Genomic DNA, 12,425 nt, shown 5'->3' with positions numbered 1-12,425 from the left:
GAATACTTTTAGGTCTCTATAATTAATATATGTATAGAAGGGTAAATAATTTACAATTATTATAATATTTTTGCCAAGTTGTTAGCTAACAGACCGTATTCTTCAATAGTCAAGGTTTCTCCTCTTCGATTTTCATCTATTCCGCTTGATAACAATACGTCTTTTAGTAAATCTTTATTTAGTTTGAGATCCCCTGTACTTAAAGCATTTAATAAAGTTTTTCTTCTTTTTCCAAAAGCATCCTTTACTAATGCAAAAAACAAGTCTTCACTTTCAACATAGACCTTAGGCCTTTCTAGTATATCTAGTTTGATAACGGTGGACTCTACCTTGGGTTGAGGAATAAATACTGATGGAGGTACCTTTAACAATATTTTAGGATTACAGTAATATTGCACCGCAATAGATAAAGCTCCATAATCCTTTGTACCTGGTTTTGCCTGCATACGATCTGCAACTTCTTTCTGGATCATTATGGTTAGAGACTGAACAGGAACCCTTTCCTCTAAAAACTTCATAATAATAGATGTAGTTACATAGTATGGCAGATTAGCAATTACTTTAGCCCTGTTCCCTTTAAATTTTTCATTAATCAATTTATGTAAATCAAGCTTTAAAACATCTTCATTTATTACTTCCACATTAGAATAATCTTTTAATGTATCATTTAAAATAGGAATTAGAGTTTTATCAATTTCGATAGCAACTACTGACTTAGATTTTTCTGCTATATTTTGAGTAAGACTGCCTATTCCTGGCCCAACTTCAATAACATAATCATCTTTTGAAATATTAGCACCATCTACAATATTATCCAATATGTTTTGATCTATTAAAAAGTTTTGTCCTAGGCTTTTAGAAAATTTAAATCCATATTTCTGCACTATATCCTTGGTTTTCTTTGGTGATGATATTCTATCCATATTTTACCCCTACTCTTCTAATTTTTTCATTGCTTCTGTAAACTCTTCACGGGTAACACCATAGTTATTAAGTCTGCTTAAAAATTGCTTAGCGTTTCCATATCCAATTCCTAGTATTTTTCCTAATTCGTCTCTACGATATGCAGCACCATCAAAACCAATTAAGCCATTAAACAATAAGTCATTTTGAGTAAATTCATTAGTCCTCTCTATAGATTCACTTCTAGCTTTTTTTAAAGCTAACATAATATTTTCTGGTGTGGCATTTTCAATTCCAATATCTCCATTTTTTAATGCTTGCTCCTTAGGCAAGAAAGCATGTTTACATCCAGGTACTTTAGAAGATATAATACCCCTTATTTTTTCACCTGCAAAATCAGGATCTGTAAAAATAATTACTCCTCTTCTTTTAGCCGCTGTCTTTATCCGATCTATAACATGGCTTTGTAGTGCAAATCCTCCTGTTGTAATAATTTCTGCATCTGTAGCTCTTTTAATAGCTGCTACGTCATCTTTTCCTTCTACAACAATTATTTCTCTTATCATGACATTCTCCTTTATTTAAAAAAATATATATATTATTATACATGAAATTTGCATAATAAAACAGGTCAGAGAATCCTCTGACCTATTCTAGTACATATACTTTTACTTTTCTTCTACCAAATTTTTTTACTTCTTGGGGGGTTTCGAAGAAAAGATCAACTTTGTTTCCTTTTATAGCACCACCAGTATCTTCTGCACTAGCAAGGCCATAATGAGAGGTTCCATCAGTGGATTCTATATACAGCTTTGTACCTAAAGGGATAACTTTAGGGTCTACAGCTACTACTCCTGGTCTCACCTTAGTACCACTTGCGGTTAAACCATAATATTTATCACCAGGATTTTTTCCTGTACTACTGTATCCAGCATGATAAGCAGTGGCTGTCATAGTTAACACTTCACTATACTTTCTTGTATCTCCCCTGGAGGTTGCTAATAGGGTTGCTGTTCCTTTTTCAATAATTTCATTAACAGCACCTTCAACTACATTTTCCTCAACAATTTTCTTAGCAACTTCTACTCCATTTTCATAAAGAACTTCAAGCTTTACTTCTCTCAATCCTTTTTTACCTTCTTGAACTTTCTGAGTCTTTCCTTTCTCTAGGTCCTTATTGTTTTTAAAGACTGTTTGAAAAGGTAACTCTTGAGTTTCAACTACTACCTCTCGGGTAACTCTGGTTATTGTAACCACATCTCCCTCCCGAATAGGTTCCTCTAGCATTGGTTCGATTCTATCTTCTTCCTGAAGCTGTATATTAAGTGAGTCAATTAAGTCTTCTACATTATTTTCTGCGGTAAGTACATTTTTTTCAACTGTTCCATCAATAAGCTTTATTTCAAAAGCTCTATGAATAACTATCCTTGTTCCATCCTTTATTTTTTCATTTAAATTTGGAATAACTTTATCCCCTTTTTCAATTACAATGTTTTGTTTACGCAGAACATCTTCCACTGTACTCGCTAGAGTTGAAACCTGAATTTCCTGTCCATCATGTGCAATCACAATTGTATTTTGAAGCCCGAAAAAGGCTACCCCCAATAGCAATAGTGATACTACGACAGCTACAATAAGAGTTTTTTTACTAAAAATCTTATTGCTGCTCAGGTGACTTTGCATAAAACTTCCTCCTGTTCATTTTTAAATTAAGGATGAAACATTTACTCATTTTATTCTATGTTTTTGTTTTTGTCAACATTATTTGCCATATGTTGGTAACATCAACAATCAATGGACACTTAGATTATTTCCACAATAATAATTTATTATTCTTATTGTCTTGTTCTTCATTATATGAATAAAAATAAAAAATTACATATTAAAAATAAAAAATTACATATTAAAAATAAAAAAGCAGACTAACCTGCTTTTTGTTTTCAATTATGAAATTTTAACTTATTTCTGGAAAAACAACATCTTCTCCAAATCCGTAATATTCATATTGCCCATCTATATCAACTTTCGTTTCAACTTCCATAAAGTCCATATTAATATGCTGCTTAATTATAAGCTTACTATAATGTTTATTCTCTCTATGGATGTAATATTCTTGCATCATTTTGATATCTGTGTTTTTCAATACTTGTTCTGCTGCAGATCTTACTATAGCTTTGAAGGTTTCTTCCTCCATGCCCTCCGGAAATCCTTGTGTTTTCCTAGTTTCCTCCCATATTTCACCTTCAAACATATATTTAAATGTTTCATCCATTACCTTATTGTACATTTCCATAAAAGCTCTCGAGTCTAAATCAACCTTAATAACATAATATTTTTCTCCATCAATTTCTATATCATCACCATATCTTGCGTACATTCCAACTGCTTCTAATTGTTCCTTAGAAAATTGTGGTAAACCTTCCTGGGTGTTTCGAATTCCTGTTATAGAACCTACCTGCATCATCATAGTACTTAAGTCCATTTTTATCCACCCTTGATCTTGCCCTATGCGAATATACATGACTCTATCCTTTATATATACTTCAGATACTTCTTCTATTAATTTCCCTTCTATATTTGTGGTATTTTTAGAGATTGTATATACCGTCCCTGGTGCTTCAAAGATTCCGTCTTGTTCTATTTTCATAACAGTCAATTCTTCTTTTCCAGTAGGCAATTTAACATTTTCTTTCATACCTATTGAACCTTTAAACTTGTATGTATCATAGTCTTTTAACTTATTATCAGCCAACTCAAGAATTTGTGCCGCTGTTAGCCCTTCTCTTACAAAAGTTTCTTTAAACTTATTTAGCATTTCCTCGCTCTCTGACTTAGTAACTCCTTTTTGTGGCTCGAATTTTCCTTGACTATCATCAATTAGTCCATATTTAACAGCATAAGTAACATATGGTCTTGCCCAGCCTGAAATTTTATTAGCATCTGAAAAGTTAATTTCTGCTTTACTAGCTTCATCCTGATTAATATTAAGTACCCCTAGTGCTCTAACCAGCATAACTACTGCTTGCTCCTTAGTAACAAATCCTTCCGGATTAAATTTCCCTCTATCCCCGGATATAATATTTTTATTGAAGGCAGCTGATAAATAGGGTATATCTTCTTTTTTTGTTATGTCCTTAAAAGGTGACTTTGACCCCTGCTCTATTTTTACATCTATTACTTTAATAATCTCTTTTACAAAACTAACTCTGGTCATTTTCTGTGGTTGCTGTGCATTAACAAAACTTGATAGCATTAGTGTTAAAATTAATGCTACTAGAATAATTTTTTTTATTTTCTTCATAAATACCCTCCTTTTTTTAATGCCTAGGAAAGTATATTTCCATTTATATTTATATATGCACTTTCTGTAGAATGGGTTTTAACAAAACTTCTTGAATTTAAAAAGCAGCCTCTTTAAAAGAAGCTGCTCTAAGTCTTTAAAGCTCAACTTTTCGATCATATATAGCTGTAGTTCCTAAAAATAATAGTACAGATGCTCCTATGAGTAAAATTGAAATAATCGAAAAATCAACGCCTGATAAGCCAACGCCTGGTGTAAGCTGCCAAGTAACATTGGCGCCATCAATCATCATGCTTTTTTGCATATATGAATTAAATCTAGGTGTGTTTACTAATTCAAGTAATTTAACTATTATCGTACTCGTTCCATAATTTATAGCTATAAATGCAACAAAGGTAATTAAGCCTGAAAACTTCTTAAATAATTTTCCTATAACTGCACTTAAAAATGCTATAATAATTGATAATCCAAAGCCTAAGAAAAGAAGAATACCTATTTTACTCATCTCCCATATTATTTCAGGAGTGGTACTAATATCTTTTATGACTACCCAAATATGTTGAAACTGTGGATGCATAAATACAAAGGTGCCAGTAAATATTAGGGCAATAGCTCCAAGTAGGAAAAATTGTGTTAATAGGGCTAATAGTTTGGCAAGGAATATAACATTACCTGTAGTAGGTAGAGACATCATAAAATAGACCGTATTTTCTTTCCATTCACTTCTAATAAAACTAAATGCTCTAAAAAATGTGGATAGGGGTACAAAGCCTAATATCAACGTACTAAAAACTAAGGAAATCTCTATAGGCCAGGATGTTTTAGCTTTATAATATAAAAATAGATTACCTACTAAAATAAAGCCCATAATTAACAAAGTTTCAAACTTAGCAGCTGCTAAATCCTTTTTATAAAGTGTAGCTAGCTTTTTACCATTAGAAATTTTCATTGCGATAGACCTCCTTCATTAATTCTACTAGGGACAAACCATTTTCATTTCTCAGCTTTTCTGCTTCACCTTGAAGAATCACTTGTCCCCTTCCAATAAACACTGCATCGTCTACCAAGCTTTCAATTTCTTGAATTTCATGGGTAGAAATAATAATTGTCTGCTCGCCAACTCTATAGTCCCTAATAATAGTTTCGATAATCTTATCACGGGTTAATATATCAATCCCTGATAGGGGTTCATCTAATAGTACAATCTCTGCATTTCTTGAGAAGCAAAGCAATAGTTTAACCTTTGCTCGCATTCCTTTAGATATTTTCTTTATAACCATATCAGGCTCTAACTTTAAAAATTCAATTAGTTCTTTGTATTTTCCTTCATCCCAATCTCCATAAAATCCCCTCATAAAATTTGCTGCCTCTTTAATAGTCATCCAAGGGTATATATAATCAATCTCTGGTAAATAAGATACTATCTCCCTGGTTTCCTTAGATGGTTTTCTTCCAAATATAAGTATCTCTCCACTATCAGGCTTATTTAAAGATGCAATCATTTTTAAAGTTGTAGACTTCCCGGAACCATTAGGTCCAAAAAGTCCAATAATTTTCCCTCTAGAATAATTTACCGATATATTATCCAAGGCTTTAGTACTACCAAACTGTTTAGATACTCCTTTAAACTCAATCATTATTTCTCCTCCTTTAATCTTTTTTGCCATTTGCTAACTAAATCTAGCACCTTTTCATCCTTATATCCTAAGGACTCTATTTCATGAAAAAAACTTCGCATAATATTTTCTGCCATTTCTTCCTTAATTTCCTCTAACATCTCTGGTCTATTACAAATAAAAGTTCCTTGGCCCCTTATGGTTTCTACTAAATTCATACCCTCCATCTCCCTATATGCTCTTTGTATTGTATTAGGATTAACCTTTAACTGTTGTGCAAACTCCCTTTGAGAAAGAATCTTATCACCTATATTAAGTTCTCCTCTAATTAGCTGTTTTTTAATATAATCTATAATCTGTAAATAAATTGGCTTAGAATTATCAAATTCCATTTATTTCACCTCACAATATCGAAGTAGTGCACTAGCATTCTAGTACACTATTATTATATGCTTATTTTATAATTTTTGTCAACATATTTACTTGTACTTTCTTAGAGAATAAAAAAAGATCAGTTAAATTTCTGATCTTTTTAAAAATATATTTTTTATTTAACAAAACTCTACTACATCAAGATATTCATATTGATTATGACCTAAATCTAAAATCTGTTCTTCATTTTTCAATTTAATAATAGGACGAAATAAGTTATGTTTTGGAATAAAAACTATTTCTCCCTTATCACCATTGTTAAGTATTACTCCTTGCCCTATATAATTTGAAGCCACTCGACGCAAAAATAAATATAAAATATTAGCATCTAATTTATCCATATATTCTGTTTCTAATATTCTAATAGCTTCGAATGGAGTCTTCTTATCACGATAAGGTCTGTCAGAAATTAATGCATTGTACACATCAGCTATAGCAATTATTCTGGCGAATAATGGAATCTTACTACCCTTAAGTCCTAAAGGATATCCACTACCATCCATTCTTTCGTGATGAAGTAATACAGCCTTTTTAACCCTATCACTAATAAATTCATATCCTTTAATTATTTCATGACTAAAAATAGAATGCTTTTTTAACTCTAAGAATTCATCATTAGTAAGTTTTCCTTCTTTATTCAACAATTTATCATCAATTTGAATTTTACCAATATCAATTAGCATGCCGCTTAAAGCTAATTCCTGTAAATCATTTTCTTTTAAATCTAACCATTGCCCTATGGAGTAGCTTACAAGTGCAACATTGTGACAGTGAGAATAGGTAATATCGTCTAAATGCTTTACACTTTGCATTAGTTGGAAAACATTTATATTCCCTTTAAAAAGCTTTAGTGTACCACTGATTCCCTTTTCAATTTCCTGCTGTTCTATCTTTTGCCCTTTAACAAATTTATTGAAGGATTCCTTCAATACCATTTTATTTTCATTAAACTCATTAATAGATTTAGTAAGCATTTGACTATTAATATCACTTGTCAAAATTTGAACTTCCTCTTTTGTCTGGAGACTCTCTTTTTTAACCTGTTCAGTTTCTTCCTTTATAATACTTACAAATAAAACGTTATGTTGATTAAGTGATCTTTTAATTTTAAATGCCTCGTTAATTTTAAATCCTTCTGCCAATAAAATTTCCCCATTTGAACCTAAGATATCTTTAGCTATAACCATTCCATTTTCAATATCCTTAACAAAGATTTGACTGTATCCACTTTTTTTACTCATCCTGATACCCCCGAATATCTTTAATGTAGTTTTAAAACTAACAATTAAAAGTCTTTTTAGAATTATACCACAAAATTTAGAAAAATTGGTAAATAGTATTTTGAAAATTAAAGAGTCGCGACTATCGACCTACAATTATAGTTTTTGTAGGGGATAGTCTGTGACTCTTTATAATACTATTATTAATCAATACGGAACAATTTTTTAGCATTTAATGTAGTTTGGTGTGCTACTTCCTCAAAAGATATTCCCTTTGCCTCTGCTATTTTTTCTGCAACAAGCTTTACATAGGCTGGTTCGTTTCTTTTCCCACGATGTGGTGTAGGTGTTAAATATGGACTATCAGTTTCTACTAGAAGCCATTCTAGTGGAATTTCTCTAGCTACATCATATGTTTTTCTAGCATTATTAAATGTAACTGGTCCTGCTAATGAAATATAAACCCCCATTTTTATATATTCTCTTGCCATTTCTACACTGCTAGCATAGCAATGCATTACACAACCAAGACTACCTACATCATATTCCTTTAAAATGTTAAAGGTTTCTTCGTGAGCATCTCTATCGTGAATAATTATAGGAAGATTAACTTCCTTAGCAAGTTCTATTTGCCTTCTAAACCACTTTCTTTGCTCATCTCTTGGGGAATGATCATAATAGAAATCTAAACCGATTTCTCCTATAGCAACCACCTTTTCTTTATTACTCAGGGCTTTAAGTATCTCTATAGTATCTTCATCCATATCCTTTACGTCATGAGGATGTACTCCTACAGCTGCGTATATCATACTATGTTTTTGAGCTAAATTAACTGCCCTTATTGAAGTATTTAAGTCTGCTCCAGGGTTAAGTATATATTGTATTCCACTTTCCTTAGCCCTAGTTATAATGCTATCTCTGTCCTTATCGAAGCGTTCATCGTCCAAATGGGCATGACTATCAAAAACCATGTTTTTTCCTCCTTAGCTAATAGCAGTACCACTGGCAATGTCCTTATCTACTGTACCCAATACTAGCTTTTCATCGTTAGATGCAGCAAGTATCATGCCGTGGGATTCTATACCACGGAGCTTTACAGGTTTTAAGTTAGCCACTAGCATAACTGTTTTTCCAGCTAACTCCTCTGGCTTATAATAGGCAGCTATACCTGATACTACCTGTCTTCTTTCATTGCCTACTTGTAACTGCAATACTAAAAGTCTATCTGCCTTAGGGTGTTTTTCTGCTTCTAGTACCTTCGCTACTCTAAGCTCTACCTTATCGAAGTCATCTATAGTTATTTGTTCTTTTGGCTCTATAATAACTTCTTCTTTTTCTTCTTGAACGCCACTTATTTTTTCAAAGTAAGCAGCATTAATATTTTCTAGGTCCTCTATTTCCTTGTCTATATCTAGTCTCGGGAATAAAGCATCTCCTTTTCTTACATTTATACCAGTTGGCGTTTTACCAAAGTTAAATGTATCCTCCCACTGAGTTCCTTGTCCTTCATCAATTCCTAGCTGTGTCCAAATTTTAATAGTAGTAGACTCCATAAATGGCTTTATTAATACAGAAATAATTCTAATAGAGTCTGCTAGGTTATAAAGTACTGTATTTAATCTTTCTTTATTAGCATCGTCCTTTGCAAGTACCCAAGGTGAGGTTTCATCTATATATTTATTTGTTCTACGAACTACCTTCCAGATTTCCTCTAACCCATCATGAAACTGTAGCTTATTAATTGCTTCTTCTACCTTGCTAGCAGCACCTGTTGCCATAGATTTTAAATCTTGGTCGAATTCTCCTGCTTCTTTAGCCTCTGGAATAATTCCACCATTATATTTTTCAATCATAGATACAGTTCTGCTTACAAGGTTTCCTAGATCATTTGCAAGATCGGAGTTTAAACGACTAATAAAGTTTCTATTAGTGTAATTCCCATCTTGTCCAAAGGTAAACTCTCTTAAAAGGAAGTATTTAATAGCATCTAATCCGTAACGATCTATTAATGGCTCTGGATAGACTATATTGCCTTTTGATTTTGACATTTTATCTGCACCAAACAATATCCAGCCATGTCCATACACCATTTTAGGTAGTGGAACTTCTAAGGCCATTAATATAGCTGGCCAAATGATTGTATGGAATCTAATTATTTCTTTACCTACTAGATGGACATCAGCAGGCCAATATTTATTAAATGTTTCTTCATTGTCCGATCCATAGCCTAGTGCTGTAATATAATTACATACTGCATCAAACCATACATATATTATATGTTTTTGGTCGAATGGTACTGGTATACCCCAATCAAAACTAGTACGAGATACACAAAGGTCTTCAAGTCCTGGCTTTAAAAAGTTATTTACCATTTCATTTTTTCTAGACTCTGGATAGCAAATTTCTGGATGTTCTTCAAAGTATTTAATTAATCTATCTTGATACTTTGATAGTTTAAAAAAGTATGCTTCTTCCTTTGCTAGATGTGCTGGACGATTACAGTCTGGACATACATGGCCTTCGTTTAATTGTGTTTCTGTCCAAAAAGACTCGCAAGGTGTACAGTACCAGCCTTCATATTCACTTTTGTAAATATCTCCTTTATCATATAGTCTTTGAAAAATATTTTGTACTCTTTGCTTGTGTTCTTCGTCAGTAGTACGTATAAAGGTATCGTAAGAAATATCCATTCTGCTCCATAAATCTTTAATCTCGCCTACTATTTTGTCTAAGTACTCCTTTGGAGTTACTCCTGCCTTTTGAGCAGCTTCTTGTATTTTTTCTCCGTGCTCATCTGTACCTGTTAAAAATTTTACATCGTAGCCTGTAAATCTTTTAAATCTAGCTAACACATCTGCAGCTACTGTTGTATAGGTATGTCCTATATGGAGTCTTCCGCTAGGATAATATATTGGTGTTGTTAAATAAAATTTTCCTTTACTCATTTTAATTCCTCCTGTTATTTAGTTGTAGTGTTTTACGCAGTTTCGCAACTCAAATTTATTTGCTTCCTTCGGTCGCATAAATTTGGTGCTCATTGCGTTTGACCTACCAGCAATTTGCTTTGCAAATTGGGTTAGGTCATAAAAAAACCTCGTCCCTAAAAATATAGGGACGAGGATATACTCGCGCTACCACCCTAGTTTATTATTATCTTACGACAATAAACTTAGTAAGTGATGATTATCACCTTGCAAGGCTAACGGGTGCAAATCCGGCATAGTCTAAAAACTACAAAAGCTTCTCAACTATGAAGTTCAGGGGCCATCTTCAGTCACTTTATTAGTACCGGCTTTCACCTTATCCGGCTCTCTGCTACTAATTCTGTAAACCTACTCTTCCCGTCATTACTTTTACATATAGTATTATACAATAATATATTAAATTATACCCACAATGTCAACTAACTTAACCTTTATAATCAACAAAAATATTTTTTGTGTCTAAATACCTATTGACATAAAACGTTTTCTCCTGTGAAATATTACTATGGCGAATTATTATTATTTGAAAAAGACAATATGGTAAGGGTGAAAAACAGATGAATTCCTCATATTTAGATCGTTATACAATTGTTCAAACATTTAAAGAAAATGATTTCCAAAAAGTTTTTATTGGTACGGATAGTAGGGATAACCAAGCTGTAGTAATTAATACTATATACACAGAGGAAAATGATTCTATTTGGGATTTAGTGGAGCAAAGCTATAAAGATACATTTAACCATGTTCTTCACTTCGAAAAAATGGAAGATCAAATAGTTTTAGTTACAAAAGTAGAAGAAGGATTATCATTGAATACATATTTAAATGACTTTTCTCCAACCTTCACCGAAAGGGTCAACCTAATTTATCAATATTTAGATGGTATTAGACAGTATGATCTTGTTCCTAATAATGTAAAATCAATATTAGTAGATGAATCACAAATCATTATAAATAAAGGAAAAGTGTCATTTGATGAACTAATTATTTTTAATGAAAATTCTTTTAAAAGCAAAAACTTTGAAGCAGTTATAAATAATATTGTCTTAGTATTAAAAAAATTAACAAGTCTACAGGACATCAATTATGAAGAATTACCCTTATACATAAAAACTATGGGATTTTTAGATAAGCTCCAAAGAAACAATGAGATTTATAATAACATTAATGAAATATTTAATGATTTAGAAACTCTTAATATTGTTAGCTTGCCTATATCAAATACTCAAGAAGATATAATAACATATAATTCTACTAATCTAGTTGGCAGAAAAGTAGGTTCTATAAACGAAGATGATATTGGAAAAAATGATACCCACAAAAAACGTCTCTTTACTATTGTTATAAGTACTGCTGGATTAATTGCAATAGCATTAGCAGGGGTCTTTGTTTTAAAATCCATCTTTCCAATAGATAAAGCCACAACTTCAGATGTAGTCAACTCTCCTAAGGATGCAACAGATATAAATGCAAACAATCCAGAGAAAAATAAAGAAACAGGAAATATTGTAACAGAAAATAATGATGAAGAAGTTATAGGACCTAATAAAAATATTGATTATTTAAGTGAATATATAGAAAAGGATTTTGCAACTTCAAAATATGGTGATTACTCATTTAAATTCTCTGGTGAAAACCATAATTCGCATAAAATAGCTATTAACCAAGGTCCTATCAAAGCGAATTCTCAGCTCTTAATGTGGGTAAAATTAGATACACCTGATGAAATTAAAATAGCCATCGAAGGCTATTCTAATAGTAAATTATCATTTCAACAATCTATATCCCACAAACCTTTATACGTAAATAGCTGGGAGCTAATACAGCTTACTTTGAATAAAGATATTGAAGACTCTATTAATATTATTTTCAATAATATAGACAGCACAGTATGGGTAGATAAAATTTCAATTGATATGTTTAAATAAAAAAGTACTCCGATCCTATCGCAGTGCCTATAGGGCACAGG

The 12,425-nt window shown here is 32.0% G+C and carries 11 protein-coding genes and 1 other annotated feature; of the genes, 1 reads left to right on the top strand and 10 read right to left on the bottom strand.

Translation table 11 applies throughout. The annotated features are described in order from the left end of the window. Window positions 1-59 precede the first annotated feature (59 nt). From rsmA to metG, 10 genes are all read right to left on the bottom strand, one after another. Window positions 60-923: a 16S rRNA (adenine(1518)-N(6)/adenine(1519)-N(6))-dimethyltransferase RsmA gene (gene rsmA, locus KQI88_RS08640; protein ID WP_216416272.1), complete on the bottom strand. Its 864-nt coding sequence runs from the start codon at window positions 921-923 to the stop codon at window positions 60-62. Between the two features lie 9 nt (window positions 924-932). Then, a complete protein-coding gene (rnmV, locus tag KQI88_RS08635; RefSeq protein ID WP_216416271.1) occupies window positions 933-1,469 on the bottom strand; it encodes a ribonuclease M5 in 537 nt (178 codons plus the stop codon). A gap of 82 nt (window positions 1,470-1,551) precedes the next feature. Then, window positions 1,552-2,586, bottom strand: coding sequence for a 3D domain-containing protein (locus KQI88_RS08630; protein ID WP_216416270.1), 1,035 nt, complete (start codon window positions 2,584-2,586; stop codon window positions 1,552-1,554). Between the two features lie 271 nt (window positions 2,587-2,857). After that, complete coding sequence (locus KQI88_RS08625) at window positions 2,858-4,204, bottom strand: S-layer homology domain-containing protein (protein ID WP_216416269.1); 1,347 nt, start codon at window positions 4,202-4,204, stop codon at window positions 2,858-2,860. A gap of 136 nt (window positions 4,205-4,340) precedes the next feature. Next, window positions 4,341-5,153 (bottom strand): hypothetical protein, encoded by an 813-nt coding sequence (locus tag KQI88_RS08620; RefSeq protein WP_216416268.1) that lies wholly within the window; start codon window positions 5,151-5,153, stop codon window positions 4,341-4,343. Continuing rightward, window positions 5,140-5,841, bottom strand: coding sequence for an ABC transporter ATP-binding protein (locus tag KQI88_RS08615; protein ID WP_216416267.1), 702 nt, complete (start codon window positions 5,839-5,841; stop codon window positions 5,140-5,142). The genes KQI88_RS08620 and KQI88_RS08615 overlap by 14 nt, the downstream gene beginning before the upstream one ends. Then, on the bottom strand, window positions 5,841-6,212 hold the full coding sequence (locus KQI88_RS08610) for a GntR family transcriptional regulator (RefSeq protein WP_216416266.1): 372 nt from the start codon (window positions 6,210-6,212) through the stop codon (window positions 5,841-5,843). The genes KQI88_RS08615 and KQI88_RS08610 overlap by 1 nt, the downstream gene beginning before the upstream one ends. Before the next feature lie 159 nt (window positions 6,213-6,371). Continuing rightward, window positions 6,372-7,493, bottom strand: a complete 1,122-nt coding sequence (locus KQI88_RS08605; RefSeq protein ID WP_216416264.1) for an HD-GYP domain-containing protein — start codon at window positions 7,491-7,493, stop codon at window positions 6,372-6,374. A 182-nt stretch (window positions 7,494-7,675) separates the two neighbouring features. Beyond that, window positions 7,676-8,443 carry a TatD family hydrolase gene (locus KQI88_RS08600; protein ID WP_216416262.1) on the bottom strand — a complete coding sequence of 256 codons (768 nt, stop codon included), beginning with the start codon at window positions 8,441-8,443 and terminating at the stop codon, window positions 7,676-7,678. 12 nt (window positions 8,444-8,455) lie between these two features. Beyond that, complete coding sequence (metG, locus tag KQI88_RS08595) at window positions 8,456-10,417, bottom strand: methionine--tRNA ligase (protein ID WP_216416261.1); 1,962 nt, start codon at window positions 10,415-10,417, stop codon at window positions 8,456-8,458. A gap of 162 nt (window positions 10,418-10,579) precedes the next feature. After that, window positions 10,580-10,829, bottom strand: a binding site (T-box leader). 184 nt (window positions 10,830-11,013) lie between these two features. Between metG and KQI88_RS08590 the strand changes: the two genes are divergently transcribed. After that, the gene (locus KQI88_RS08590) at window positions 11,014-12,384 is read left to right on the top strand and encodes a hypothetical protein (RefSeq protein ID WP_216416260.1); all 1,371 of its coding nucleotides are present in this window, start codon (window positions 11,014-11,016) and stop codon (window positions 12,382-12,384) included. Window positions 12,385-12,425 lie beyond the last annotated feature (41 nt).

It is taken from the genome of Alkaliphilus flagellatus, assembly GCF_018919215.1.
Lineage (GTDB): Bacteria > Bacillota > Clostridia > Peptostreptococcales > Natronincolaceae > Alkaliphilus_B > Alkaliphilus_B flagellatus.
The sequence above is the reverse complement of the archived record's forward strand: the minus strand, read 5'-3'. Positions and strand labels throughout refer to the sequence as shown.